Origin of the sequence: Reichenbachiella sp. (genome assembly GCF_039969095.1) — a bacterium.
Lineage (GTDB): Bacteria > Bacteroidota > Bacteroidia > Cytophagales > Cyclobacteriaceae > Reichenbachiella.
This window is the reverse complement of record NZ_JBDVOL010000003.1, coordinates 175,859-202,547: the sequence shown is the minus strand read 5'-3', so window position 1 is coordinate 202,547 and position 26,689 is coordinate 175,859. Positions and strand designations below refer to the sequence as shown.

The following is a 26,689-nucleotide window of genomic DNA, read 5'->3' as shown; positions in this document are numbered from 1 at the left end:
TACTCAAAAGACTCTATTCTAATCCAAATTCTGGTCGATTCTCAATGCTTTAACATTACATTAACAATTGATATGAATCTATTAACAAAGCGTCTGGAAGTCAATTTCCATATTTGGAGGGTAATTTATTTTAAACTTAAACAATAATATTATGAAAAAGTACCTTGCATTTTTTACGTTGGCAGCAGCCTTAGTATCATTCAATTTTAATACGCTCGATGAGCCTACGGCAGGAGCAGTCATGTCATGGGATCTGACCGAATATAACTTTGGTCAGATTGAACTCAATAAACCTGTTACTGCGGATTTTAAATTTCAAAATTCTGGAGCTACCCCTTTAGTTATTGTATCGGCTAAAGGTTCTTGTGGATGTACAGTGGCGGAGTACACAAAGGGTGAAATTTTGCCTGGCGAGTATGGAGAAGTAACCGCTACCTACAATGCTGCGAAAGTAGGAACTTTCAATAAATCAGTAGTTGTAAATGCCAATACAACTAATGGCCCGATTACTTTAAGAATTAAAGGAGAAGTGGTTAATTAATACAAAAAAAGGGTTCTGAATCACTTTCAGAACCCTTTTTATAATCTTTTCAATTACGAATTAGTCGTTATCTACAGTTTCTGTTTCTTTGTTTCCACAATAGGTACACTTGTATTTTTGAGTAGTGTACTTACCTTCATCTTCTTCACTTTCTAATCTCAAAGTTCTGAATTTACAGCTTGGACAAAGCTTGTTAGGATTACCTACGTACTTCTCAATGACCGTAACTTTTGTGTCTTCATCTAGCCATACATCGTAATCAAAGTGATTCAATTCTTCTTCATGAATCATTTCTTTAGTCAGATAGGCATCTTCTTCTTCTTCATTAAGCAATCTCATGGGTTTACCACTTGGAGCTTTTCTTTCTTTAAATCGAATTTTAGCCAGTTTGTCTTCAAGAATAGATGGGTAATAAATTCTTAAATAAGTATTTATCGCAGACCCAACCAAAAAAGCAAAACCTAATGGTAAGATAAGTTTCATGGCTAAAGCCAAGGAGTTAGTCAAGTCTCTGTCCTTGATAAGAACGGCTGATATAAAAATGGCACCAGCTGCTACTAATCCTAGAGAAGCTGTCCAAAGTACGTTGATCTCATTTTTTGATCTAAAACGGTATTTGGTTGATCTACCAGAAATCACTTGGATAACTCCAAAGTAAAACAGATAACCAATAAGTGATCCGCTAACGAGTATTATTGCTATAAATTCAGCGAGATATTGAGCATAATGCAACATCTCCACTAAAGACGCATCGGGTTGATTCATAATATTCTTTTAAAAGTATAAATATTCACATTTTAAAGATAAGAAAAAAAATAGGACTTGGACTCAACTATCAAAAAATATGAGCTTGTATTCACTCGTCTTATGCGTTGACTTTGGCTAAAGCCTCTTCTATGTAGTCAAAAGTGGATAAAACTTCCGCTTTTCCGTCTATCATAGCTACATCATGCTCAAAATGGGCAGAAGGCATTTTATCTGCTGTAATTATGGTCCATCCATCAGATAATTGCTTTACATTTTTTGTTCCCATATTGATCATAGGTTCTATTGCGATCACCAATCCATCTTTGAACAGAGGTCCTCTTCCGCGTTTACCAAAGTTTGGCACTTCTGGAGATTCATGCATTTCACGGCCTAGGCCGTGCCCTACTAATTCTCTAACCACACCGTAACCATTTTTTTCCGCATGTTGCTGTATGGCGTAGCTCAAATCACCCATGCGATTGCCTTTTTTTACTTGTGCAATGCCCAGATCAAGACATTCTTTGGTTACTTCTAATAATTTTTTCGTTTTTGGGTCTACTTCACCGACTTCGAATGTGTAGGCATGATCACCATAAAAACCATTCATTTTTGCCCCAATATCTACACCCACTACATCCCCGTCTTCAAGCGGGCGATCTGTAGGTATTCCATGTACTACTTGTTCGTTTACAGAAGTAATTATCGTGTTTGGGTAATCATATAAACCAAGAAAACCAGGTTCTGCTCCTTGATCTCTAATAAACTCTTCGGCCCATGCATCCAATTGCAAAGGTGTAATACCAGGTCGAATCTTAGAAGCCATAAGGCCAAGGGTTTTTGATACAACAAGGGCGCTCTGTCGAATAAGTTCTATTTCTTCCTTGGTTTTATACTTGATCATAGGGAATTAAAAATAATGGAGTGCAAAAGTATAGGATTTAAATAAAAAAACCCGTCCCGATTAGGATCGGGACGGGTTTCAGTTTCTTTTTTGTATCTAATTAGATCACACCTTCAAGTACATCTTTAATTGGCACTCTCTTGCCATCTTTGAAAGCAACAATCCAAGCGTCTTTTACGCCCATCTCTCTCAAATATTTTTTGAAAGTATCTGCTTCCCAATAGTCTTTGAACATTCCGATCGTGTATTTCATCACACCATCTTTTTCGTCCAATTGGAAAGAAGGGTTGTTCTTAGAGAAATCAGATAAGTCTTTCTTTTTGAAAGCACCTATTTGAACTTTAAAGAGAACACCTTTTTCGTTAACAGCCCCTAAAGAGCGTGTATTACCAGCTGTCTTACCACTTCCTAGGTTTTCTACAGCCTTTTTCTTAGCATCTGCCAATTCTCTTCTCAAACTTGACACTTGATCCTGATAGTCGGCAATTTGATCATCTTTTTCTTTGATACGATCATCCACACCGGCTACTTCTTTCTTCAAGCTACTTAACTGACCTTTAAGAGACTTGTTCTCCTCTAATAGTGCTTTGTACTGCTCAGGGCTGAGTGCTTTAATTCTTTTTTTCCATTCTTTCGTTTCTTGTTTTGACATCTGTGCTGTCGCTGTTTGAGCGAATCCCACGAATATCAAAAGGGAAAAAATTGCTAGTATATTCTTCATGATTTTATGATTTAATCCTACTTATAATGTCTAATGTACAAAAAAATAAATCTAAATATAGGTCAATTTAGTCAATAATTGTACTTTTTCAAGTTTTTGAAATGTTTGATTAGTTTTTCAAACTACCCACCATATTGGCTGGTACGACCCATTCATCAAACTGTTCATTGGTTAATAATTCTAATTCCAAAGCTGCCTCTCGGAGCGTTTTTCCTTCTTTATGTGCTTTTTTAGCGATTTTAGCAGCATTTTCATACCCAATGTGCGTATTCAATGCTGTCACTAGCATTAATGATTTTTCAAGCTTCTCTTCAATCACTGCATGATTTGGCTCTATTCCAATCGCACAATTGTCATTGAAAGATTCACACGCATCTCCTAGCAATCGGGCTGAATTCAATAAATTATAGATCATCATTGGTTTGAATACATTCAATTCAAAATGGCCAGTCATTCCTCCTGTAGAAATGGCCACATCGTTGCCAATGACTTGAGCACAGACCATGGTAAGTGCCTCGCACTGAGTAGGATTGACTTTACCGGGCATGATAGACGAACCTGGTTCATTCTCAGGGATAACGATTTCACCGATTCCACTTCTCGGTCCTGAAGAAAGCATTCTGATGTCATTGCCAATTTTCATCAGGCTGACAGCCAGCTGCTTCAATGCGCCACTGGATTCTACAATGGCATCATGTGCTGCTAGAGCTTCAAATTTATTTTCGGCAGTGACTAATGGTAAACCTGCATGTCCAGCGATTTTTTTGGCTACTAATTCCGAATAACCTTCTGGAGTATTCAAGCCTGTACCGACGGCCGTTCCACCAAGTGCCAATTCTGACAAATGAGGCAAAGTATTTTTTAATGCTTTCAGACCAAAGTTCAATTGAGCTACATAACCTGAAAATTCATGACCTAAAGTCAATGGAGTAGCATCCATGAAGTGCGTTCTTCCGATTTTCACTACATCTTTAAATGCCTCTACTTTCTTGGATAAAGTATCTCTAAGTTTTTCAACTTTCGGAATGGTAGTCTCTACCAACATTTTGTAGCCCGCAATGTGCATGGCTGTAGGGAAGGTGTCATTAGATGATTGCGACTTATTCACATCATCGTTTGGGTGGATGGCTTTTTTGTCATCAGTTAGAGATCCTCCGTTTATTACATGGGCTCTATTGGCGATAACCTCATTTGAGTTCATATTGGATTGTGTGCCTGATCCTGTTTGCCAAACTACCAATGGAAATTGATCATCCAGATCACCTGCAAGGATTTCATTACAAACTTGACCGATCAAATCTGACTTGCTTTTATCCATTACCCCAAGTTCAACATTGGTTTCAGCTGCTGATTTTTTCAAGATGGCAAATGCACGGATGATCTCCATAGGCATTTTCATATGTTCTCCACCTATTTTGAAATTCATCAAAGAGCGCTGGGTTTGTGCCCCCCAGTATTTTTCGGCAGGGACTTTCACTTCCCCCATCGTGTCTTTTTCGATTCTGTATTCCATAATTTATATTTTGCAATGCTTAAACAAAGATAGTATCCTTTGTGAGTCTTTTTTAGATTTCTTTAACTAGTAATTTTGGAAATGTAATGCCAGAGCACCACTCCTATAGTTACTGAAATATTTAGTGAGTGCTTAGTCCCAAATTGTGGAATTTCTAAGCACTGATCCGATGCCGAAATAGCTTCCTGCTCTACACCAAAAACTTCATTACCAAAAATGAATGCGTACTTGCCTTCGGTCTTCGGGTGAAATTTGTTGAGCATGAGACTGTCTTCCGCTTGTTCTACGGCCAATATTTCCCAATTGTCCTTCTTTAGAGATTTAATTGCTTCTAAAGTGTTCTCAACATGCTCCCATTCCACTGTCTCTGTGGCACCGAGTGCTGTTTTGTTGATATCTCTATGTGGAGGCTGCCCAGTGATGCCGCATAAGTAAATTTTCTTCACATTAAAGGCATCTGAGGTTCTGAATGCTGAGCCTACGTTATTTAGACTACGTACATTATCAAGAATCAGAATGACGTCATTTTTCTTTACGTCTTTGTATTCCTCGACAGAGTGGCGATTCAGTTCTTCGTTCTTTAATTTTCTCATGAAACAGGTAGCCTTTTGTTCTTTAGGGTGCAAATAAAATTGATTCAAAGAAATTCTATTGCCCGAACTGTCAATACTTTCGTCGACTTATTAAATTCGTGGTTTGATCCGAAATTAAAATGGCTACCGCAAAGAAAGAAACTCCTTTAATGAAACAGTATAATGCGATCAAGGCGAAACACCCTGATGCGCTGTTATTATTTAGAGTTGGCGATTTCTATGAGACTTTCGGCGATGATGCGGTGAAGGCCAGTAGAATTCTGGATATCGTCTTAACCAAAAGAGCCAACGGTTCTGCTTCACACATCGAATTAGCAGGATTTCCACATCATTCTTTAGATACCTATTTACCAAAGCTGGTAAGAGCCGGAAACCGTGTGGCAATTTGTGATCAGCTGGAAGATCCCAAATCAGTAAAGGGCATTGTAAAAAGAGGAGTGACAGAGTTGGTGACTCCAGGCTTGACCTTGAATGACAATGTGCTTGATCAAAAGAAAAACAATTATCTAGCTTCGATCGCATTTGGAAAAAGTGAGCATGGCATTGCCTTTCTTGATTTGAGTACAGGAGAGTTCATGGTGTCGGCAGGAGATCTCTCTTATATCGATAAGATGATTCAAGGATTCAATCCTTCAGAAGTTATTTATTGCAAAAAGAACAAAGAACAGTTTTCAGGTCAGTTCGGAGAGGATTTTAATACATTCTGTTTGGAAGAATGGATCTATGGGTTTGAATATGGATATGAAAAGCTAAATGCGCACTTCAATACCAAAAACCTTAAAGGATTCGGTATAGAGGACGCTAAAGAAGGCATCTGCGCAGCAGGCGCAATACTTTTCTACCTAGAAGAAACTGAACATAAAGAAATCAGTCATATCTCATCAGTCTCACGAATCGACACGGAGAAGTATGTTTGGTTGGACAAATTTACCATTCGAAATTTGGAGCTGGTATATGCACAGCAGTCCGATGGAATTCCTTTGCTCCATGTCCTTGACGAAACACAAACGCCAATGGGCGCTCGATTATTAAAGAAATGGATGGTGCTGCCTCTCAAGGAAAAAGCCGAGATGGAGTCTCGACTTAACGTTGTGGAGGCATTGATTAATGAGCCTGAAACTACCGAGCAAGTGCTTACTCATTTACAACAAATAGGCGATGTTGAACGATTGGTATCCAAAGTGGCCGCACTTCGGATAAATCCGCGTGAATTACTTCACTTGAAAAAGGCACTCAAAAACATTGCGCCAATCAAAGCGATTCTGGAAGGTACTTCTGACGAACATCTGAAGAAATTTGGTGACAAGCTCAACCCTTGTACACAGCTGATTGAGAAGATTGATTTAAATCTTAAAGAAGAATTGCCACTCAACGCAACACAAGGAAACATCATTCAAGATGGCATAGATGATGAATTGGATGAACTAAGAAAAATAGCTTTTTCAGGAAAAGATTATCTGCTCCAAATCCAGGAAAGAGAAAAGGAACGTACGGGTATATCGTCTTTGAAAATCGCCTATAACAAAGTATTTGGTTATTATCTGGAAGTGTCTAATGCACATAAGGACAAAGTGCCAGAAGAGTGGATCAGAAAGCAAACTTTGGTCAATGCGGAACGGTACATTACCGAAGAGCTCAAAACATACGAAGAGAAAATCCTGAATGCAGAGGACAAACTGAGCAGTATAGAACTTCGACTGTTCAATGATTTGGTGGCTTTTACTTCTGACTATGTAGCTGAAATTCAAAACAACGCACGAAATATTGCTCAGATTGACTGCCTGGTGTCTTTTGCCAAAGTGGCTATCAAACAAAATTATTGCCGACCTTCAGTCAACGATGAAAAGGTGATTGACATCAAAGAAGGGCGTCATCCTGTTATTGAAACGCAGTTACCAGCTGGCGAAGAGTATATTTCCAATTCTGTTTTTCTGGATGACATTTCTCAGCAGATTATGATCATTACAGGACCAAACATGGCAGGTAAATCAGCTTTGCTTCGCCAAACAGCCCTGATTGTTCTCATGGCTCAAATGGGGTCGTACGTACCTGCAGCTTACGCCAAAATCGGAATTATCGACAAAGTTTTTACTCGTGTGGGTGCGTCAGATAACCTGTCAAAAGGGGAATCAACTTTCATGGTAGAAATGACGGAAACAGCCAGTATTCTGAACAACCTGAGTGAGAATAGTTTGGTGCTCATGGATGAAATAGGTCGTGGGACGAGCACCTACGATGGTGTGTCGATCGCTTGGTCTATCGTAGAACATTTGCACAATCATCCGAAGTGCCATGCGAAGACTATGTTCGCTACTCACTACCATGAATTGAATCAGATCGCCGAGGACTTTCCAAGGGTTAAAAACTTCAATGTTTCAGTCAAGGAACTAGACAATCGAGTCATCTTTATGAGAAAGCTGAAAGAGGGCGGAAGTCAGCACAGTTTTGGTATTCATGTAGCGCAAATGGCTGGGATGCCGAATGAAGTGGTCATTCGATCTAATGAAATTCTACAGCATTTAGAAAAGGACAAAATCAAAGAACAGCACGATGAAAAGATCGAGACTATGCCTAAAAATAACTTTCAACTGAGCATGTTCGAGAGCGACCCACATTTTGAAGAGGTATTAGGTCTATTGAATAAGTTGGATGTAAATACAATCTCACCTGTGGAGGCCTTACTTAAGCTCAATGAGATCAAAACCATATTGAAAGGAAAATAACTTATCTGGGTAATTTAAAATTTAGCGGTAGCGCCATTTTTACTCTGACTGCTTTACCATCAATTTTACCTGGATTCCATTTAATAGAGTTCGAAATCAATCGGAGTGCTTCTTTATCACATTCGCCATTGAGGCTTTTCAGAATTTTAGTTCCAGAAATACTTCCATTTTTTTCAATCACATATTCTACAAACACTCGTCCTTCTACTCCCGCAGCTTTTGCAGCTTCTGGATATTGCAGATTCGTCTGAATGTATTTAAAAAATGCTGACATGCCTCCTGGGTAAGTAGGTTGCTCATCGGCGAGAGAGTAGATCGTGTCACCTTCCTGTGCCAAAGATGGCAAAGCAAGAGTAAGACTTATGAACAGAGTGAAAGCTAATGTTGTTAGTTTCATGTGAGTTAAAATTTTTGGTGCAGCAAAATTAACACGAAACTTCCACTTTCCATTTTACGATGATTAATTGAATGTTATCTTTCTAGCCAATTGAGAAACTCAGGAACCCGCACACGACTGATTAAGATTTGATCTTTAGGCTCTGGTTCAAGGATCACTTCTAATCGGCTATTGAAATATTTGTTGACCATTTTTACCGAATGGATATTGGTTATGAACTTCCTAGATAGCCTAAAAAACTCATTAGGGTCTAGCAATTCTACCAACTCGTCTAGCTTATAATCTATAATGAACTTAGCGTTTTCCTTGGCTACCAAATAAGTATAGTCGTTTTCCGAATAGAAATAGGCAATGTCATCTACGGACACATGTCGCAAACGGTCTCCTGTTTTTATAATAAATCGCTTCTTATACTCCACAGCTTCCATACTCATATTGAGTAGTTTTTCTACTTGTATTGAACTCAGTGCAGGTGTTTTATGAGGAGAAAATTGATTTTTTATTGCGTTGTATTTGTCAATAGCTGACTTGAGGTCTGTTTCCTCTATAGGTTTTAGCAAATAATCAATGCTATTGACCTTAAAGGCTTGAATAGCATAGTTCTCAAAAGCCGTAGTAAAAATGACGGGACAGGTAATATGCTTTTGGTTGAAAATCTCAAAACTTAAACCATCTGAAAGCTGGATATCCATAAAAGCTAGATCTGGTTCATCGTTGGAATCAAACCATTCTACCGCATCTTCCACAGATTCGAGACAATCAAGTACATCGACTTTATAATCTTCTATTCGCTCTAAAAACCGCTTGAGTTCTTCCTGAGCAAATTTTTCATCTTCAATAATTAACACCTTCATAATCAGGATCCAGCAATGGAATTTTGACCGTAAAAAATTCTTCTGTTTGTTCAATGATCACCTTTTTATCGGTGACTATATCATAATGACTGCAAATATTATCCAATCCAATTTTAGATGAGTACCCTTTGGAAGACTTTAATCTTAATGAATTTTTAATCACCACTTGATCCTCTTCGAGTCTAATCCAAATAGAGAGCGGATATTTTTCAGAGACTACATTGTGTTTGATAGCATTTTCGATTAGCAATTGTAACATCAGTGGAGGCAATTGGTGATGATTCTTATCTTCTGAGATGTCAAACTGTAAGTTGAGCTTGTCTCCAAATCGCAAACGCATCAAGTCTATATAAGACGAGGTGGCTTTTAGTTCTTCTTCAATGGTCACGAGTCCTTTGTTTCTATGTTCCAATACATTTCTATAGACGCTGGCTAATTGTCTGATGAAATGATAAGCCGATTCTGGGTCTGAATATACTAGAGATGAGAGCGTGTTGAGACTATTAAATAAGAAATGTGGGTTTACCTGTGTTTTCAACATTTCGTGACGAAATTCTAGGCTCGATTTTTTAAACCTTTCTAATTCAACCATAGATTTTCTCCATCGATTCAAGAAGTAAATGCCCATTTCAATGGCGACTACAATCACCGTTATGGAAAAAGTAGTGGTGATGACCACTACATCATCAAACATGGGGCGCACAATTGGTTTTCCCAATAGGTGGTCAAAAAGGAACTTCAGTCCAGCAACTGCCAAAACTACAAACAGGCTGTTGGTTGCCAATTGAGCAAAAAAGCGGTTAGAGATATTTTCTACCCACGGCATGTATTTTTCGAGCCGTCTATTGATCCACCGAACACCTTCGAGAATAATAAAAGCAATCACAATAGCGATCAGATATTCTTGCCATTGGAAGCGCAGGCCATACTCTTCATAAAACAGGCTGTAGATGAAGTCTACAAAAAATTGCGTGCCAATCCCCATGATGAGGATACTGAGCCAACGCCACCAGTTAAATTTAGTGTTCGAGTAAATACCTGGAATTTTCAATTTTTTGTCTGCCAAAATTAGTTGATTCATGAAAGGTAAATAAAAAAAGGATCCTGGTGGCCAGACCAGGATCCTCAGCATGATACAAAAACAAAACTACTTAACGATTAAAAATTTTGCTGTTAGCAGTGCTGAAACGCCCAACAGAATTTCGTTTATTCTGAGAATTACTTCTTCTCAATTTTTTTAATGACTGTATATGTGTCGTTTGAGACTTTGTAAGAATACTGTCCAGATGGAAGATTAGATACATCAAATCTTTTCAACACCTTCAAATCTTGCTTTACAGTTTCTGAATGTAGTGTCACACCGTCTTGGTCTACAATTACAATTTTTACTTTACTGTCAGCTGGATTCTCCAATTGCACAAATACCATGTCGTTGTTGTGAGCAAAAATGTTTGCTTTTACTTCTGCACTTGCACTTTCTTTTTTACCCGCTTTGTCCACATTAGCCAAAGCTGCAGTAGTAAGTGCTAGGATTGCGATTACTGTTAATTTTAAAGCTTTCATAGGAGTATTATATTTCGTTGTGAACATTTATTTACATGGCAAGAATAGCTGTGTTTGTGATCTTGGGAAAGCTAAAACTGGTGAGCTTTATTTTTTATTAGGTGAAATGTAGCCTCTGTTGGTTGAAATTTGAGGGTGTATTTTGATCAATTTCTGAACGTGAATACAACCCATATAATTTTATGTTAATTGACAGCATTAAGTCAGTAAAAGTGCGTAAAATGGAAGGGTTGATCTGTTTTATCCAAACATATTTAGATTCATTTTTTGTTTTTAAAATCTTAGGTTGAATGAAATTGATCGTTTGAACAAATTGTTTTCATAATTGTACCGTGATAAGGTTCTGGCTTTTGCGTTTAGTTTGAGCTAGTTCAGTATACCAGAAGATTAAGAGATCCAAAAACTGAAACACCTAATTGTTTCAAACACAATAAAATTTAAAAAGATCCATGAATAACCTGTTACAGAAAGACCAAGACAAAATTCATGAGTTATTGAACTATGCATTAGTCAAGGGCTTAAATTATCTTGATCAAATCAATGTTTTACCAACCTCTGTAAAAGTGGAAGGCGTACAATCTGAAGGCTTGAGCAATTTAGGCTTGGGAGGAAAAAAGACCTTGTCGGAATTTACTGAAAGGTTTGAATCTTTGATGGTGGCTTCTACAGGCCCCAGGTATTGGGGTTTTGTCACTGGAGGTGCTACACCAGCGGCCTTGATGGGGGATTTGTTGGCTACGATATACGACCAAAATACCCAGACAGATAAAGGTCACGGAGATGTATCAGCGTTGATCGAATTCGAAACCATTCAACTTCTACTCGATTTATTTGATTTACCGAAAGACTATTTGGGAGGATTTGTCACTGGAGCTACTATGTCCAATTTCAGTTGTTTGGCTGTTGGACGCCAGTGGTTGGGAAAGCAAAAAGGGATTGATATTGCCAAAGAAGGGATTCACACGCCTTTGAAAGTGCTATCTGCTTGTCCTCATTCGTCGGCTATTAAATCACTGGCTATGCTTGGAATAGGTAGTTCCAATTTAGTATCGGTAAACACGCTTGGCAGCACGAGGGAAGCGATGGATGTTGAAGATCTTATTCTAAAAATAGAAGAATTAAATGGAGAGCCATTTATGCTTATCACAAGTGGGGGAACTGTAAATACAGTCGATTATGATGATTTTGAAGCGATATCTCAGTTGAGAAAAAAGTACAATTTCTGGTGGCATATCGACGCTGCTTTTGGTGGGTTTGCTGTATTGTCGTTAGAGCATGGGCATCTATTGAAAGGATGGGAACATGCAGACAGTATTACAATAGACGGTCACAAATGGCTGAATGTACCTTACGAAAGCGCTTTCTTTTTTGTAAAAGAAAAACATAAGCTGATACAAGTAGAGACTTTTCAAAATTCCAATGCACCCTATTTGGGAGATCCGTTGGATAATTTCAATTATCTTAATTTTCTCCCAGAAAATTCAAGGAGATTTAAAGCACTGGCAGCATGGTTTACCCTTAAAGCCTACGGAAAAGAAGGGTACAAAGAGATTATTAGTAGAAACATCAAACAAGCCCAAAAGTTGGGCTCCTTTATAGAAAATTCCAAGGATTTCGAATTGCTTGCTCCTGTTAGACTCAATACTGTTTGTTTCACACTCAAAGATGTACGTGACAAAGCTGAAGTTGAAAATTTTCTTTCGCGCCTCAATGACACAGGAAAAGTTTTTATGACTCCTACGATTTTTAATGGCCGAAGTGGTATTAGAGCAGCACTAGTTAATTGGCGTACTACTGATGAGGACGTGTCTTTAGTTCAAGATTTGATGCAAACGGCAATAAACAAAACTGTACAATAGGTGAATGAACTACTTGTCAGGGTGGTTAAGGCTTAGGTGATAACTTGAAGATTCCTTGAACACAGAGCACTTTCGATTAGCAAGACCTTTGCCAAGTACAATTAATTCTGGTATAAGAACAATTTATTTTGACTTATTTAACGCGCTATAGTTTTAGGATTCAATGAATGACGTTAAATTAGCGGATTAGTTCAAAGTCAATCCATCAATACTTGCAATGAAACAGTTCCTACAGTTCTCGTTACTTCTTGTTTTAATAGGAGTCACGGATGTTATTTATGCTCAAGAATCGGAAGACAAAGCCTCAGACCACAAGGCTTACAAAAAAGGAGCGAGGCTATTTAAGAATGAAAATTTTGTAAAGGCAGAAGAGCAATTCCAAATTTTATTGGATTCAGGGTATCGTGATAATGATTTAATTGCCTACCAAGCGCAAGTGCATTTGGAGCTACACGAACCGCATGCAGCCAAAGATGTGATTTTGATGTCTAAAAAGAGGAATCAGGATTTGGACTATCTATTGGCCATTTCCCATTATTTCTTAGAAGAGTTTGAAGAGGCTTTTGTAGAGCTTTCTTTTGTCACAGATACAGCGACATACCATGTAAAAGAAATGCATGACCGAATAGAAGATGTGATGCATCACTATCATGATGCAAAGGGTTATGTTATTCAAAACTTTGGACCAGAGGTAAACACTAAGTTTAGAGAGTACGCCCCCGTTATGTACGATGGATTTAGCGAACTTCTTTTTACCAGTCGAAATGATTCAAGTGAATATACCGCTCATGATGGTTTGGCTTTTGAAGCTATACACGACACAAGAATAGATAGTTTGAACAAATGGCATGTGGCCGACCCTTTCGAATTTCACACTAATCACGAACAAAGGCATGACGCTACAGTTCAGGTGTATCGCAATCATACTAAGCTAATTACCTTTCATGATGGCAGATTATTCAAATCTCATCGTGTGAATAACGTTTGGGAAGAAGACGGCCCTTTAGAATTGCATGCAGATGAAGTAGCTACAGATACGCACTGTCATATTTCTGATGATGAATCAAGCATCATATTCGCATCGGATTTTCATACTTATGGGCATAATTTGGATTTGTTTACTGCTTACAAATTGGAAGATGGATCTTGGAGTGAGCCAGTGCCTATAGCTGAATTGAATACTGATTTTGATGAAGACTCACCTTTTTTAGCAGACGACAGCACACTTTATTTTAGCTCTCGAGGACATGGTTCTCTTGGCGGTTATGATGTGTTTAAGACGACTTACGATAAAAAGAAAAAGAAATGGAACAAGCCTATTAACCTTGACTATCCTATCAATACAGTGGCTGAGGATATTTACTTTTCTACTCATGGTAAAGTAGCGTTCATAAGCTCTACCAGAAATGGTGGATATGGCTCATTGGATTTGTATAGAATTTTACTTTTCAATGAAATATTGATAGGTGGCACAATCACAGACGAAAATACTGGAGAACCAGTGCCAAATGCAGCAGTGGAAATTGCTTATGATTCATTGTATTTCCGTACGTATACAGATAAAAACGGCAAGTATGAAATTTATGCACCTGTCAATAAAAATATGAAAATCACAGTTGTGGATGGGGATAAACAACTTTCGCAAGGTGAATATTTTCTGGATGTATTTTTTAGAGAAGAAGACAATCTAAAGTTTGATCTTGAAATACCAGGTGCGGGTGCTGCTCCAGTCGCTGCTGCGGGACCACAACTCATTCATGTAGAGATGAAAAATGATTTTGAGAAAAAACCATACATCAAATCAATAGCCAAGGATCAAATATCAAACTGGTCAGATAGCCTTAAAAATCATTATGAAAAAGTGAGGATTGAGCATGCACCTCCTGGACCTGGCACGGTTACAGTTTATTTGGAATTTAACAGCACAGAGTTGAGTTCTTCCGTGAAAGAAGTGCTAGATGAGTTGTATAAAGACCTACTAAAGACAGGAAGGTATAAGGTGGAAATAAGTGGTCATACTGACCCCAAAGGTCCAGCAGCTTACAATCAAATATTATCTGAACGGAGAGCAAATGTAGTGGCGGAATATATGTTTGATCATGGGTATGATTCAAAAAAGGCCAAAATAGTTGGTTATGGAGAGACAAAGCTCATAGACAAAACGAATTCAGCAGAAGCAGATTCGAAAAACCGAAGAGTAGAGATCAGATATTATTAATATTCTGAATACATTGCCCATTTCATGCTGAAAATAATCAGGTTCATTCCATTTTATGGCTGATATATATTAAAATCAGACATCTTTACGGTTGATGAAATTCAGCTGGAGGCTAATATTATATTTTGGGTTTGCAGGAGTGGCGGCATCCATATTCCTTACGCTGCTTCGCATGATCAATGCTAATTTTGCCTATAGCTTCTTCGCTATCTGTGGCAATTTCTTTGTGAATGCATTATCCGCTTATGTACTTACCGTACTCGTTTGTGTGGTCGTAATGTGGTCTTTGATTAGAATCAATCGCATATTACCATGGAAAGAATACCCGGTCTTACGTTTTAGTGCGGATATCATTATTACCCCTCTAGTCGCCATGCTTGTTATGCTTCCCTTGGCGTTTCTTACTTATGAAATCGGGTTTGATTACGCGCATCCTGATCTTAAAAAACATGTGACTAATGAATTGGTTACAGCATTGGTGGTGGATTTAATTCTTGTAGGCATTTATGAAGGGTATTACTTTTTCACATTATGGAAAAATTCGCTGATTAGAAATGAACAGCTCGAAAAGGAGAATCTGGCTGCTCGATATGAGACTTTAAAAAATCAAATAAACCCCCATTTTCTGTTTAATAGCCTAAATACCGTGTCAGCTTTGATTCATGAAGACCCCAATAAAGCGGAGGATTTCATAGATGAATTTTCTAAGATGTATAGATTTTTACTCGAACATCAGGACAAAAATCTTCATTTATTGAGAGATGAGCTGACTTTTGTCAAATCATACATGGATCTTCAGCAAATTAGGTTCGGACGTAGCTTGATTACATCTATCGCAATAGATGATAAAAAATTAGATTATTTGATTCCAACTCTTTCTTTACAATTATTGGTAGAGAACGCCATTAAGCACAATAAAGTAACTGTAGAAAAACCATTAAGTATTTCAATAAAGGAAGAAAATGGGATGATCGTAGTTAAAAATACTTTACAGCTCAGAGCTGAGAGTTTAAAGTCAACAGGCATAGGACTTAACAACTTAAATGCTCGTTATGAAATGTTGGCAAGCCTAAAACCGGTTTTTCTGAAATCTGACAAGGAGTATATTGCAAAGTTGCCATTGATTCAAGAAGAATAACATGACGGAGGTTATAATAGTCGAGGATGAACGTCTGGCTGCAGAGAAACTCAGCCGTCAACTTAAAAATATTGATAATGAGATCGATATTGTAGCAACTTTGGATTCTGTAGCGAGAGCTGTGGCGTTTCTGTCATCTAGAAGTGTAGACCTTATTTTTTTGGATGTACATCTGGGCGATGATTTGAGTTTTAGCATTTTTGAAAAGATCAAGATAAAAACGCCAATCATTTTCACCACTGCTTATGATCAATATGCCATTAAGGCATTCAAATTGAATAGCATTGACTATCTCCTAAAACCAGTCAACAAATCAGATTTGAAGACAGCACTCATGAAATTTTTTGATAGCAGACAAAACCAAACGTCATTAGATTATGAGGCTTTGCTAAGTAGCATTAGATCTAATAATTCCATTCCTTATCAATCACGATTCATAGTATATAAAGGTGACAAGGTTAAAACGATAGACGTTACTGATGTGTCCTATTTTTTTGCTGAAGGCAAATATGTTTATTTGGTGGATAGAGCAGGACTTGAATATCTGGTGGACTATACGCTTGATAAATTGAGTGAATGTTTAAACCCTCAACACTTTTTTAGGATCAACCGTCAATTTATTATTCAAATTTGTGCTATTCAAGAGATGACAAGCTATACTAAAGGTAGGTTGAAAATTACTTTAGAGCCACAAGCCAAGAAAGAAACCATTGTTAGTATTGAGAGAGCTACATCTTTCAAAAACTGGCTTAATAAATAATTTCACCTTTTCATTTCCAGCTTCACTCCCAGAAAATCCGGGTTCATCGGCTCATGGTTTTATGGTACTCTAATAAGTTGTTTTTTAGTAGTCTAAAACTTTTAAAGCATGGACAAAATTCAGAAACTCACTAATCAGCAAAATATTCAAAAGCAAAAAAGTATTGATTCCCATCATAAAGCTAAGCAGGAGGAAAAAGAAGCTAAAAAAATGGCAATGGTGATGCAGTTAGTATGCTGGTGATTAAAGCTTTTCGTCTTCGAGAATCTTATTCACTTTCGTAATCACACTATCTAGATCGAGAGCTGAAATATAGATTTTTTCGATGATTTCTTCCTGTTCTTCTTGGCTCATTCCTTGAATCTTTGATACATTGATCAGCCCTAGTAGATTAGACAAAGGAGCTCTGACTTCATGGGAGTTAGAAAAAGCATAATCTCGAAGTTTTTGGTTTTGTAATTCTATTTTTTTTGTTCTCTCTTTTACCAAAACCTCTAAAGATTTATTCATATTTTTCATTTCATCATTTACTCTTTTCAATTCTTTGGCTTGCTCTGCAATTTGTTCTTTCTGACTTATACTTTCTTCATTCAGCTCTCTTAGCAATTTGATCGTTTTCTGTTTCTTGAGATTAAACCTATACCAGAAAAACGCAGATAGTAGGGCAAAAGTCAGGCATATCACCAGTGCAAACTGAACGGTGTTTTGACGTGCAATTTTAAGATTAGAAGCTTGCAGTTCATTTATTTTAAGTTGATTGTCTTTTACTAGTAGCTCATTTTCTTGTTGTATTTGTGATAATCGATGCTTTGCTTCGATTTGAGTCACGTATTCAAGTTTTTGCCGATTATAGAGACTGTCTTTTAAGTTCATATAGGTGATGGCTTGCTGGTAGGCATTTTTTGTGTCGCCATTATCTGCATATATCTTGTGGAGGAGCTCAGCTGTTTGTACCGCCTCTGGTATTTGACCAATATCTGTGGCAATGGATAACGACTCCTTAGCCAGTTCAATAGCCGATTCGTTTTGTTCGAGTAAAAGGCTGCAATTTGCCATATCCCGAAGAACCTTGGCGAGTCCGCGTTGATAATTCAATTCTTTGTAAAGCTTGTAGGCATTTTCTAATTTTTCCAAGGATTCATTGTACAAACCTCTTTTATATAAAATGACTCCTAAAAAATTGTCATTGATAGCTACACCTTTAATGTCCTTGAGTTTTACGAACTGATCTCGAGCTTTTTGAAAATGATCTTGTGCTTCTTCCATCAGCCCTAAGTTTAACTTAAGTTCTCCTATGTTTTCGAATGCATTGGCTACACCCCATTGTTGATCATTGAGCACATCTAAATCAAGTCCTTTGAGAAAATAGGATTCAGCCGACTCATAATCGCCTAAGCTCGACTTGACAAGTCCAATGTTGGTATGGGTTAGGCCGATGAGTGGATCTCCGTTTTCCGTAGTGATTTCCACAGACTTGAGCAGATACACCATAGCGCTATCATATTCTCCAATCAATGCCATGCACACACCTAGGTTGTTATACACTTGCCCTTTTAACCAATTATCATTCTCTGTATTAGCGATATGATTTGCTATGCTGAAATAGGTTAGAGCCTCAGGAAACTCGCCAAATTCCAGATATATCCAGCCGATATTTTTATGAACCATTCCAACTTTGAGAGAATCACCAAGTGCTCGATACATGGCTAATGAAGTTTGCATTTCTTTAAGAGAGGCTTCGTATAGACCAGTATTATGTTTAATGAGTCCGTTGATTCTGAAATATTCGGCTTGACCTGCTTCGTAGCCAATTTCCTGAGCAATTTCTAAGGATTGTTTGATGAATATAAGCGCACTGTCTGGATTAGAGCGATAAGTATGCAGCCCTATTAAGTTGAGAACGTCGGATTTTTGCTGTAGAGATTCAGTATTCGTTAAAGCCTGTTTGAGGCTATCCATGGTAGGAGTTTGCGCATAGGTAGGAACTAAGCAAACTATCAAACTTAAGGAAAGCAAACCAGCCTTTATTACTTTTCTCATAGCGAAGGATCAACTTTCTAACCTCAATTCAATGAAGTATGAACATTTAACTGTGTAACTGATTGAGCTGTAAAATGGCTAAGTGGAATATGGAAGATAAGAAAAAAAAGGTAAAAAAGGAATTTGGAAAGGTTATGTTGAATCTAGAAGATATGATCTGAATCATGGCAATTATTAGATTCCATTATTCAATTTTTAAAATAAGGAACAACAGCATAGTTCTATAAGAATGCTCTAATTACCTGTAATGCGGATTGTTTGGTAATTCATTATCCGAACCATGCTCATGTTGATATTTCATGACACCCAAATAGAGGCTCATGAGAAATGATAGAATTAGAATTGAAATAACCATAGCTAACGATTAAAATACCTAACAAGGATAGAAGAGTTTAAATTTTAAATTTTGTCAATTGTTTTTAAAATCCTGCCATTTTTATTTCTATAGTGATTTAAAACAAAAAAGACCGCCATTACTAGCAGTCTTTATGTGCACACGGAAGGATTCGAACCCTCAACCCTCGGAGCCGAAATCCGATATTCTATCCAGTTGAACTACGTGTGCAGTTCTTTTGAGCGCACGAAAGGCCAGACCGTCTGTCCGATCAAACCCTCAACCCTCGGAGCCGAAATCCGATATTCTATCGGGCGGCGATCCGTCCAGTTGAACTACGTGTGCTTTTTAGTAGTTAGTACTGAGTTTCTTGTACCTAGAACAATGTCTCAATACTAGAAAATCAGTACTCCATACTTTTTATATCAATTCTTTCACCTTAGCAGCTGCGTCTTTCAATACAATTGCCGAATAAACCTTCAAACCTGATTCCTCAATGATTTTAGCGCCTTCTTCAGCATTGGTTCCCTGAAGTCTTACGATAATAGGAATGCTGATCTCACCTATATTTTTATAAGCTTCTACTACTCCGCTAGCCACTCTATCACATCTTACGATACCACCGAAGATGTTAATTAAGATAGCCTTTACGTTAGGGTCTTGCATGATGATACGGAAACCTGCCTCTACAGTTTGAGCATTGGCAGATCCTCCTACATCCAAGAAGTTAGCGGGCTCACCACCAGACAATTTGATGATGTCCATAGTTGCCATCGCTAGTCCAGCACCATTTACCATGCAGCCTACGTTACCTTCTAGTTTCACATAATTGAGCCCAGACTTAGCTGCTTCTACTTCAGCAGGATCTTCTTCAGAATAATCTCTCAATTCAGCAATGTCCTTGTGTCTATACAATGCGTTGTCGTCGATATCTACTTTCGCATCTACGGCCAATATTTTGTTGTCAGATGTCTTCAACACAGGGTTGATTTCAAACATCGACGAATCAGTGGCTTCGTATGCTTTATAAAGAGAGAAGATGAACTTCACCATTCCTTTGAATGCTTCGCCTTCAAGACCTAAAGCGAATGCTACTTTTCTAGCTTGGAAAGCTTGCAGTCCTACGGTAGGATCGATCCATTCTTTAATAATTTTTTCAGGAGTTTCGTCGGCGACAGTTTCGATATCCATTCCTCCTTCTGTCGAAGCCATGATTACATTGCAGCCTTTAGCTCTATCAAGTAAAATGCCCAAATAATATTCACTCGGCTCCGATTCCCCTGGATAGTATACATCCTGAGCTATCAATACTTTGTTTACCACTTTTCCTTCAGGTCCTGTCTGATGAGTAACCAAAGTTCCGTTCAAAATACCAGCAGCTTTTTCTGGGACTTCGTCGAGGCTTTTTGCCAAAACAACACCATGAGAACCCGTTTCATTTACTGTTCCTTTTCCTCTTCCTCCTGCATGGATTTGTGCCTTTACCACATACCATGAAGTGCCAGTTTCGGCGTTCAATTTCTTTGCAGCAGCTTGTGCTTCTTCAGGAGTTTCGGCTACTATACCTTCTTGTATAGTTACTCCATATCCTTTGAGTATTTCCTTTGCCTGATATTCGTGAATATTCATATCGTTAATTTTTTTATTTTCCGACGGATGCCTTCGGCGCGAAGCTACAGCAATACCACGGTATTTTCAAGTCAGAGAATTCTTTTGAGACTCTGATTTACTATCTTTCTTTCTAATATTTGTATCAAGAGTTTGAAAAACCTGATTTTTAGTGGTTTTAGACCACTCAAACGTAAATAGCTTAAGCCATTGAAAGTAGGATCCTTAGAGTATAAAATTTTCCGAGCGTCGCTCTTGTTTTGTATTATCATGATGATTTATGCCATGGTGTACCGAGCATATATTCAGGAATATTGGACATTTACAATTTATGGGTGCATACTTATTTTCACTTTTCTTATTTGGAAAAGTAGTAGGTATTCAAGTAGGTTAAATGTGGCAGCGATACTTTGGTCGGTTTTTATTTCATGTTTTTCTATTTTCTTTTGGTTCAAAACAGGCGGGTTAAATGGTTCAGGATTGGTGTTTTTTACGATTATGCTGGTCTTGGCCATAATAGCACCCAAGGTCTGGAGAATAAGGTTAATCGTCATATTTCTAGTTGTTCAGTCAGCCCTATTAGGAGCAGATATGTATCTTAAACATCTTCCTATTTGGGGAATAAATGACAAGCCGGAGTTAGATTTTATATTGTTATCTACTATCATCATTTCACTAGTTGTTATGCTTAAAAACAACTACGATGAAAAGGAAAGAAAAATAGAACAATTCAGTCAAGGGCTCAGGGAACTACATCGGTTGAACCTTAGGCATGATTCTAATCTGAATGAAGTCCTGACGGATTATCTCAATTCTGGCACTCGATTACTGGGCATGGATAGGGCGTTGATCGTAGAGATAAAAAATGGAATCTCCAGTATAAAAAACAGCCATGAATCAATAAACTCAGATCAATTGCATAATGAGCTGCTCTCCTTGCATGAAAATGTAATAATAGAAACTGATACGGCTCAACATACCGTTTTCCGTGCTGGAAATATGACTAATTTGAAGGAAAAGGCAAATAATGGAACAGCCCCTAAATATTTCATTGCTTCTCCTATCAAAGTCAACAATGCCAACTATGGCGTGTTACTTTTTTCTGCAGATAAATCAAACAGAAAAAGATTTGAAGAATATGATATTGAAATCATGGAAATGATGGGAATCAATATTAGTCATTTATTGGATATTAAAGTGTGGAGTGAACATCAGGAAAAAACTGATCAAGAATTGCAATTGAGTGAAAAGCGATTCAAGACTATTTATCAAAATGCAAACATTGGCATTTGTGTGTGTGATAGAAATGGAATGATATTAATGGCCAATAAAGCATTGCAAGAGCTACTAGAATACTCGGAAGCTGAACTTATAGGAGAAATATTTTACTCAATTTCAGATTCTGGAGACCTCGAAGAAATGGAAAAAGACATTCTTCAATATGAAAAAATCATCTTGGGTGAGATTGACCATTATATAATAGAGAAGAAAAATAAGACAAAGAATGGGAAGGACATTTTCATAAATAAAACCGTATCCACGGTTCGAGATGAAAACGAAAAGGTCAGATTCACTGTCATGATAGTGGATGACATTACCACTCGTAAACGCAACGAAACTAAAATCAAAAACCTCAATCATCAATTAGAAATTCAATTAGAAAAAATGGATGTGGCGAATAAGGAGCTTGAAGCTTTTAGTTATTCCGTTTCACATGATTTGCGAGCACCGCTAAGAGCGATAGATGGGTTTTCCAAAATAATCCTTGAAGATCATAAGGATGAATTTAGCGATGAAAGCAAACGATTGCTTAATGTCATTATAAAAAACAGTGGAAAAATGGCCATGTTGATCGATGACCTGCTCACCTTTTCCAGAATTACCAGGAAAGTGACAGAGTTTAAGCCGATTGATTTTATGGATCTTGTTAAAAGTATCATTGAGGAGCAGGCGCTCAATGAATCCATGTTTTCATTAAGTGAGTTGCCCAAAGCCAAGGGCGAACCAACCCTAATGAAACAGGTATTTTCCAATCTCATAGGTAATGCAGTAAAATTCAGTAGCCATGAAAAAATGCCAAAAGTCGAAATAGGAGCAGTTGAAAAAGAAGGCTTTTACGAGTTTTTTGTGAAAGACAATGGGGTAGGATTCAACATGGCCTATTACGATAAAGTGTTTGGCGTTTTTCAAAGACTACATACTGAAGATGAGTTTAAAGGTACCGGAGTAGGACTAGCGATAGTTCAAAAAGTGATGATAAAACATAATGGTAAGGTTTGGGCTGAAAGTGAAGAAGGAGTAGGCACTAAATTCTATATTAGCCTGCCCAAATAAAATTCAATAATTGTAGATTATTAGTGAGTTGAGTATATTCATAATCTGATCAAAAAATTAAAGTATCATGTCAGAAATAACCGAGCCTGATATCGTTTTAGTTGAAGACAACCCAAACGACGCTGAGATCACCATTCGTTCGTTAAAAAAACATCATTTGGCAAATAAGCTGGTGTGGCTGAAAGATGGGGTGGAAGCTTTGGATTTTTTATTTGCGAGAGGGGAGTATACTGATCGAGATGCGAATAATTTACCAAGAGTAATTTTTCTAGATTTGAAATTGCCAAAGATAGATGGAATGGAAGTGCTAGCTGAGATTAGAAATAATGACATTACTAAAAAAATACCAGTTGTTGTTTTGACTTCTTCTAAAGAAGAGCAGGACGTCGTGGGCACCTATGATTTAGGTGTGAATAGTTATATTGTGAAGCCAGTTGAATTTGAAAATTTTGCTAAGGCAATTGCTGACGTTGGATTTTATTGGTTGGTAACCAACACAAGCCCTACAACTTAATTGAAATTTGAAAGACGCAAAACTAAATATACTCATACTAGAAGATGTAGTCGAAGACGCAGAGCTGGCGCTATATGAGCTCAAGCGTGCTGGTTTCCAATTTGAATATCATCGCGTAGATAATTTGAAAGATTTTAAATTCAAGCTTTTTGATTTTCTACCACATGTGGTACTATCAGATTATAACCTCCCCACCTGCAACGCAATAGATGCCTTCGAATTAGTTAAAGAAATTAATCTTCCATTTATAATAGTATCAGGTATTATCGGTGAAGAAAATGCTGTAGAGGCATTGAAATTAGGGGTGACTGATTTGGTGTCCAAGGATAGTTTGTCGCGTTTACCCATCGTAGTTGAACGTGCACTAAATGAACAGAAAGTAACCAGAGGTAAAAAGTCGGCTGAGCATGAATTGATTCTGAATAAAGAGCGATTAGAACTTGCACTTGAAGGAACAGATCTGGGAATTTGGGATTTAGACTTTATGTCAAATGCCATTGTATATAATAACAAAAGTCTTGAAATTCTAGGTTTTGATGCTGAAGATGCCATTCAGGATTTTAAGTATTTTCAAAAATATGATTCCGAAAAGCAGCAATATGTGATTGATGCAATGAATGAGCATATTGCAGGAAAAGCACCATTCTTTGACCAAGAGTTTTATGTTAGAAATAAAACTGGCGCAGTAAAATGGGTCTTGGCAAGAGGAAAAATCATCAGAAGATCGCTTAAAAATGAGCCACTCCGGGCTTCTGGCACTTTGCTCGATATTACCGAGAAAAAAGTTTATGAAGAACAACTTCGAAAAAATCAGTCCATATTAGAGAATGCCGAATCAGTCGCTCATGTGGGCAGTTATGAATGGAATGCTAAGGGTAATTCATTTGTAGTCTCAGCTGAATTCAGAAGAATTTTTGAATTGCCAGAGGAAAGTGAAATTTCTGTCTTCCGTTTGATTCGAGAAACAATGCATGAGCAAGACAAACCATATTTTAAAGAAATGCTGGCTGGACAGAAAAACTTTTTTGATATAGAGCATCGGATTGTACTTTCGGATGAAAGCACCAGAATCGTAAGAAATACAGGCAATGTAACCTCTCGAGGCAGCAATGGTAGAATATCATCAGTACTCGGTGTGGTTCAGGATATCACAGAACAGAGGGAAATCAGTAAGTCGATTTTTAATGCTCAGCAATTTGAGCGAAGCAGGATGGCGAGGGATATACATGATGGGATTGGTCAGATGCTTGTGGCTGCAAAATTTAAGTTATCTTCACTTGAAGCGGACTCTGAGGAAGAGCTCACTCGAAAAAAAGATGATGTGGAAGACCTTTTGGCTACGACTATTGAAGAAGTAAGAAGGGTCTCTCGAAATTTATCGAATCGTCATTTAGAAGAGTTTGGTTTGAGCAAAACCATGCACTATTTGATGGAGGAGATTGAAAATATGGGAGAGTTTGAAGTAGACTATGTGATAGATATTCCAGACGATTATGATATGGAGCTATCAAATACTATATATAGAATTGCCCAGGAGGCAATTAATAACATAGTAAAATATGCCAAAGCCGAACATGTATCTGTTCGTATAGAACCAGTAGATAAGAATATCATTCTCGAAATAAAAGATGACGGAATTGGGTTCGATACAGAAATTAAGTGGAATGGGATAAAAAATATGAAAGAAAGAACATCTTTGCAAAACGGACATTTTGAGATAACTTCAGTCCCCAATAAAGGAACGCTAGTTAAATCTTGGTTCCCAATAAATAATTAAATCGCCATGTCAAAAATATCTATACTCGTAGTCGATGATCATTCCCTAGTCAGAGAAGGTGTTATCACCATGCTTTCTATATATGATGACTTTACTATTATAGGAGAAGCAGAAAGCGGAGACGAAGCACTCCAAAAAATCTCCGAACAAGCACCTGATGTCGTATTGCTGGATATCAATATGCCAGGCATGAATGGCATTGAGACGGCCAAACGGATTGGAGCTGAGCATGAAGGGGTAAGAATCATTATTTTATCGATGGAAGTTACTCAAGATCATATATCCGAAGCCATCAAAGCGGGAGTGGCAGGTTATCTAGCTAAGGACACTAAAAAAGATATTTTGGCCGAAGCCATTCGTAAGGTTATGCAAGGTGAACAGTACTTTGGACAGAAGATTTCACAAGTTATATTCAAAGGTTTCTACAATCAAAGCAAAGGAGAGCGCGTTGCAAACGAAAATAAAGACTTGAGTAAGCGTGAGGTTGAGGTGTTGAGACAAATAGCTTCTGGTCTTTCTAATCGAGAAATAGCGGATAAACTATTTATCAGTATTAGGACGGTGGATGCACATAGAAATCATATCATGCAGAAGCTCGGATTGAAGAGCACTGCGCAATTAGTGAAGTATGCGATACGTGAAAAAATCATAGAACTCGACTAATTTCTTACAGAATACCCAATATTAATAGGTAATTTTCCTATCTATACAAAGATTACTTAATTCCCCGTTAGGGGATTTTTTCTTTTAGGCAGCAAGGAGTAACTTATTTTTAAGATTTATCATTCAACACATTCTCTAAATAGTACAATTGCTGAGTGAAAAATTGGGCTGTCACTGCTTTTTACGTGTTTGATACTCCTAAAAATCTAATTACGCAAAACCTCTATTTTTTCTGAAGCTCATCTCATCTACTTTTGAATTGTAGTTAATCGTTAAGGCTTTTAGCTACCGTTTATTTGACCAGTTTTCAATCTAAACGATAAAGCTATGAAAGGATATTTTATAAGATCGTCACGTGTGACACCCTCTATATACTTCAACCCAACAAAAGGGATTTTTGATATGAGAGGGAAGTCTAGTCCAGAAAACCCACTGGCGTTTTTTAATTATGTTCTGGAAAGCTTGGACAGCTACGCCGAAAGTGGCACAGCGTCTATGACAGCAAACTTGGCATTCGAATATTTCAATACAAGTTCTTCTAAATGTCTTTACATATTCATGAAGAAGCTGTCTAAGATTGACGAAATGGGAAAAAAAGTAATTGTGAATTGGTACTTCGAAGACGGGGACGAAGACATGAAAGAGGCGGGAGAAGATTTGTGTAGCTTCTTCGACATGGAGTTCAACTTCATGGAGATACCAGAGATCAAAGTACTTGGAGAAGAAAAACAGTCAGCTTAATGACTTAAAGATAATGGGATAATACAGGTGGATTAAAAGGGTTGCTCTAGTGGCAGCCTTTTTTTATGTCCAATTTTCCCTGATCCCTGCTTGATCTAATTGAATCTTGGTTCTTGCTTCTGATGACTAGATTCTTATATTTGCTGCACA

Annotated in this window: 23 protein-coding genes and 2 tRNA genes; 12 read left to right on the top strand and 13 right to left on the bottom strand. The window is 37.6% G+C overall.

The window, feature by feature from the left end; translation table 11 throughout:
* Nucleotides 1-151: 151 nt before the first annotated feature.
* Entirely contained in the window at nt 152-541 is a 390-nt protein-coding gene (locus tag ABJH98_RS00990) for a DUF1573 domain-containing protein (protein WP_348305752.1), read from the top strand.
* 60 nt (nt 542-601) lie between these two features.
* On the opposite strand, the gene ABJH98_RS00985 is transcribed toward ABJH98_RS00990, so the two are convergent.
* The 5 genes from ABJH98_RS00985 to ABJH98_RS00965 all read right to left on the bottom strand — a co-directional run bounded on the left by ABJH98_RS00985 (nt 602) and on the right by ABJH98_RS00965 (nt 5,016).
* Nucleotides 602-1,306, bottom strand: coding sequence for a hypothetical protein (locus tag ABJH98_RS00985; RefSeq protein ID WP_348305751.1), 705 nt, complete (start codon nt 1,304-1,306; stop codon nt 602-604).
* Between the two features lie 100 nt (nt 1,307-1,406).
* Nucleotides 1,407-2,189: a type I methionyl aminopeptidase gene (gene map / locus ABJH98_RS00980; RefSeq protein ID WP_348305750.1), complete on the bottom strand. Its 783-nt coding sequence runs from the start codon at nt 2,187-2,189 to the stop codon at nt 1,407-1,409.
* A gap of 100 nt (nt 2,190-2,289) precedes the next feature.
* The gene (locus ABJH98_RS00975; protein ID WP_348305749.1) at nt 2,290-2,910 is read right to left on the bottom strand and encodes an Ezrin/radixin/moesin family protein; all 621 of its coding nucleotides are present in this window, start codon (nt 2,908-2,910) and stop codon (nt 2,290-2,292) included.
* A 109-nt stretch (nt 2,911-3,019) separates the two neighbouring features.
* The gene (fumC, locus tag ABJH98_RS00970) at nt 3,020-4,423 is read right to left on the bottom strand and encodes a class II fumarate hydratase (RefSeq protein WP_348305748.1); all 1,404 of its coding nucleotides are present in this window, start codon (nt 4,421-4,423) and stop codon (nt 3,020-3,022) included.
* A gap of 62 nt (nt 4,424-4,485) precedes the next feature.
* The gene (locus tag ABJH98_RS00965; protein WP_348305747.1) at nt 4,486-5,016 is read right to left on the bottom strand and encodes an RNA methyltransferase; all 531 of its coding nucleotides are present in this window, start codon (nt 5,014-5,016) and stop codon (nt 4,486-4,488) included.
* 119 nt (nt 5,017-5,135) lie between these two features.
* On the opposite strand from ABJH98_RS00965, the gene mutS reads away from it, so the two are divergent.
* Nucleotides 5,136-7,739: a DNA mismatch repair protein MutS gene (gene mutS / locus ABJH98_RS00960; protein ID WP_348305746.1), complete on the top strand. Its 2,604-nt coding sequence runs from the start codon at nt 5,136-5,138 to the stop codon at nt 7,737-7,739.
* 1 nt (nt 7,740) lies between these two features.
* Here mutS and ABJH98_RS00955 read toward each other — a convergent pair whose 3' ends face one another.
* From ABJH98_RS00955 to ABJH98_RS00940, 4 genes are all read right to left on the bottom strand, one after another.
* Nucleotides 7,741-8,136 carry an energy transducer TonB gene (locus ABJH98_RS00955; RefSeq protein WP_348305745.1) on the bottom strand — a complete coding sequence of 132 codons (396 nt, stop codon included), beginning with the start codon at nt 8,134-8,136 and terminating at the stop codon, nt 7,741-7,743.
* A gap of 74 nt (nt 8,137-8,210) precedes the next feature.
* A complete protein-coding gene (locus tag ABJH98_RS00950) occupies nt 8,211-8,990 on the bottom strand; it encodes a LytTR family DNA-binding domain-containing protein (RefSeq protein WP_348305744.1) in 780 nt (259 codons plus the stop codon).
* Complete coding sequence (locus ABJH98_RS00945) at nt 8,971-10,071, bottom strand: histidine kinase (RefSeq protein WP_348305743.1); 1,101 nt, start codon at nt 10,069-10,071, stop codon at nt 8,971-8,973. The genes ABJH98_RS00950 and ABJH98_RS00945 overlap by 20 nt, the downstream gene beginning before the upstream one ends.
* Nucleotides 10,072-10,208: 137 nt before the next feature.
* The gene (locus ABJH98_RS00940) at nt 10,209-10,553 is read right to left on the bottom strand and encodes a T9SS type A sorting domain-containing protein (RefSeq protein ID WP_348305742.1); all 345 of its coding nucleotides are present in this window, start codon (nt 10,551-10,553) and stop codon (nt 10,209-10,211) included.
* Between the two features lie 449 nt (nt 10,554-11,002).
* On the opposite strand from ABJH98_RS00940, the gene ABJH98_RS00935 reads away from it, so the two are divergent.
* The 5 genes from ABJH98_RS00935 (at nt 11,003) to ABJH98_RS00915 (ending at nt 16,771) form a co-directional block, all read left to right on the top strand.
* Nucleotides 11,003-12,412 carry a pyridoxal-dependent decarboxylase gene (locus ABJH98_RS00935; RefSeq protein ID WP_348305741.1) on the top strand — a complete coding sequence of 470 codons (1,410 nt, stop codon included), beginning with the start codon at nt 11,003-11,005 and terminating at the stop codon, nt 12,410-12,412.
* 217 nt (nt 12,413-12,629) lie between these two features.
* Nucleotides 12,630-14,630 (top strand): OmpA family protein, encoded by a 2,001-nt coding sequence (locus tag ABJH98_RS00930; protein WP_348305740.1) that lies wholly within the window; start codon nt 12,630-12,632, stop codon nt 14,628-14,630.
* 94 nt (nt 14,631-14,724) lie between these two features.
* Nucleotides 14,725-15,768, top strand: a complete 1,044-nt coding sequence (locus ABJH98_RS00925) for a histidine kinase (protein ID WP_348305739.1) — start codon at nt 14,725-14,727, stop codon at nt 15,766-15,768.
* 1 nt (nt 15,769) lies between these two features.
* The gene (locus ABJH98_RS00920) at nt 15,770-16,528 is read left to right on the top strand and encodes a LytTR family DNA-binding domain-containing protein (RefSeq protein ID WP_348305738.1); all 759 of its coding nucleotides are present in this window, start codon (nt 15,770-15,772) and stop codon (nt 16,526-16,528) included.
* A gap of 108 nt (nt 16,529-16,636) precedes the next feature.
* Nucleotides 16,637-16,771 carry a hypothetical protein gene (locus ABJH98_RS00915; RefSeq protein ID WP_348305737.1) on the top strand — a complete coding sequence of 45 codons (135 nt, stop codon included), beginning with the start codon at nt 16,637-16,639 and terminating at the stop codon, nt 16,769-16,771.
* On the opposite strand, the gene ABJH98_RS00910 is transcribed toward ABJH98_RS00915, so the two are convergent.
* The 4 genes from ABJH98_RS00910 to sucC form a co-directional block, all read right to left on the bottom strand.
* On the bottom strand, nt 16,772-18,568 hold the full coding sequence (locus ABJH98_RS00910) for a tetratricopeptide repeat protein (protein ID WP_348305736.1): 1,797 nt from the start codon (nt 18,566-18,568) through the stop codon (nt 16,772-16,774). It abuts the gene before it with no gap.
* Nucleotides 18,569-19,059: 491 nt separating this feature from the next.
* Nucleotides 19,060-19,133, bottom strand: a tRNA-Arg gene (locus ABJH98_RS00905).
* 10 nt (nt 19,134-19,143) lie between these two features.
* Nucleotides 19,144-19,247 (bottom strand) — tRNA-Arg (locus ABJH98_RS00900).
* A gap of 75 nt (nt 19,248-19,322) precedes the next feature.
* Nucleotides 19,323-20,531, bottom strand: coding sequence for an ADP-forming succinate--CoA ligase subunit beta (sucC, locus tag ABJH98_RS00895; protein WP_348305735.1), 1,209 nt, complete (start codon nt 20,529-20,531; stop codon nt 19,323-19,325).
* Between the two features lie 375 nt (nt 20,532-20,906).
* Here sucC and ABJH98_RS00890 point away from each other — a divergent pair, with 375 nt between their 5' ends.
* From ABJH98_RS00890 to ABJH98_RS00870, 5 genes are all read left to right on the top strand, one after another.
* Complete coding sequence (locus ABJH98_RS00890; RefSeq protein ID WP_348305734.1) at nt 20,907-22,844, top strand: ATP-binding protein; 1,938 nt, start codon at nt 20,907-20,909, stop codon at nt 22,842-22,844.
* 67 nt (nt 22,845-22,911) lie between these two features.
* A complete protein-coding gene (locus ABJH98_RS00885) occupies nt 22,912-23,358 on the top strand; it encodes a response regulator (protein WP_348305733.1) in 447 nt (148 codons plus the stop codon).
* Between the two features lie 7 nt (nt 23,359-23,365).
* Entirely contained in the window at nt 23,366-25,135 is a 1,770-nt protein-coding gene (locus ABJH98_RS00880; protein ID WP_348305732.1) for a PAS domain-containing protein, read from the top strand.
* Nucleotides 25,136-25,141: 6 nt separating this feature from the next.
* Nucleotides 25,142-25,798 (top strand): response regulator transcription factor, encoded by a 657-nt coding sequence (locus tag ABJH98_RS00875; RefSeq protein WP_348305731.1) that lies wholly within the window; start codon nt 25,142-25,144, stop codon nt 25,796-25,798.
* A 327-nt stretch (nt 25,799-26,125) separates the two neighbouring features.
* Nucleotides 26,126-26,539, top strand: coding sequence for a DUF1987 domain-containing protein (locus ABJH98_RS00870; RefSeq protein WP_348305730.1), 414 nt, complete (start codon nt 26,126-26,128; stop codon nt 26,537-26,539).
* Nucleotides 26,540-26,689: the final 150 nt, after the last annotated feature.

What these genes read in the sequence shown, in the direction of transcription:
- ABJH98_RS00915 (WP_348305737.1), top strand. Translation starts at nt 16,637, where the DNA reads ATGGACAAAATTCAGAAACTCACTAATCAGCAAAATATTCAAAAGCAA.
- ABJH98_RS00990 (WP_348305752.1), top strand. Translation starts at nt 152, where the DNA reads ATGAAAAAGTACCTTGCATTTTTTACGTTGGCAGCAGCCTTAGTATCA.
- ABJH98_RS00875 (WP_348305731.1), top strand. Translation starts at nt 25,142, where the DNA reads ATGTCAAAAATATCTATACTCGTAGTCGATGATCATTCCCTAGTCAGA.
- sucC (WP_348305735.1), bottom strand. Translation starts at nt 20,531, where the DNA reads ATGAATATTCACGAATATCAGGCAAAGGAAATACTCAAAGGATATGGA.
- ABJH98_RS00955 (WP_348305745.1), bottom strand. Translation starts at nt 8,136, where the DNA reads ATGAAACTAACAACATTAGCTTTCACTCTGTTCATAAGTCTTACTCTT.
- fumC (WP_348305748.1), bottom strand. Translation starts at nt 4,423, where the DNA reads ATGGAATACAGAATCGAAAAAGACACGATGGGGGAAGTGAAAGTCCCT.
- ABJH98_RS00885 (WP_348305733.1), top strand. Translation starts at nt 22,912, where the DNA reads ATGTCAGAAATAACCGAGCCTGATATCGTTTTAGTTGAAGACAACCCA.
- ABJH98_RS00945 (WP_348305743.1), bottom strand. Translation starts at nt 10,071, where the DNA reads ATGAATCAACTAATTTTGGCAGACAAAAAATTGAAAATTCCAGGTATT.
- ABJH98_RS00985 (WP_348305751.1), bottom strand. Translation starts at nt 1,306, where the DNA reads ATGAATCAACCCGATGCGTCTTTAGTGGAGATGTTGCATTATGCTCAA.
- map (WP_348305750.1), bottom strand. Translation starts at nt 2,189, where the DNA reads ATGATCAAGTATAAAACCAAGGAAGAAATAGAACTTATTCGACAGAGC.
- ABJH98_RS00910 (WP_348305736.1), bottom strand. Translation starts at nt 18,568, where the DNA reads ATGAGAAAAGTAATAAAGGCTGGTTTGCTTTCCTTAAGTTTGATAGTT.
- ABJH98_RS00935 (WP_348305741.1), top strand. Translation starts at nt 11,003, where the DNA reads ATGAATAACCTGTTACAGAAAGACCAAGACAAAATTCATGAGTTATTG.
- ABJH98_RS00940 (WP_348305742.1), bottom strand. Translation starts at nt 10,553, where the DNA reads ATGAAAGCTTTAAAATTAACAGTAATCGCAATCCTAGCACTTACTACT.
- ABJH98_RS00870 (WP_348305730.1), top strand. Translation starts at nt 26,126, where the DNA reads ATGAAAGGATATTTTATAAGATCGTCACGTGTGACACCCTCTATATAC.
- ABJH98_RS00930 (WP_348305740.1), top strand. Translation starts at nt 12,630, where the DNA reads ATGAAACAGTTCCTACAGTTCTCGTTACTTCTTGTTTTAATAGGAGTC.
- ABJH98_RS00965 (WP_348305747.1), bottom strand. Translation starts at nt 5,016, where the DNA reads ATGAGAAAATTAAAGAACGAAGAACTGAATCGCCACTCTGTCGAGGAA.
- ABJH98_RS00950 (WP_348305744.1), bottom strand. Translation starts at nt 8,990, where the DNA reads ATGAAGGTGTTAATTATTGAAGATGAAAAATTTGCTCAGGAAGAACTC.
- ABJH98_RS00975 (WP_348305749.1), bottom strand. Translation starts at nt 2,910, where the DNA reads ATGAAGAATATACTAGCAATTTTTTCCCTTTTGATATTCGTGGGATTC.
- mutS (WP_348305746.1), top strand. Translation starts at nt 5,136, where the DNA reads ATGGCTACCGCAAAGAAAGAAACTCCTTTAATGAAACAGTATAATGCG.
- ABJH98_RS00920 (WP_348305738.1), top strand. Translation starts at nt 15,770, where the DNA reads ATGACGGAGGTTATAATAGTCGAGGATGAACGTCTGGCTGCAGAGAAA.
- ABJH98_RS00925 (WP_348305739.1), top strand. Translation starts at nt 14,725, where the DNA reads ATGAAATTCAGCTGGAGGCTAATATTATATTTTGGGTTTGCAGGAGTG.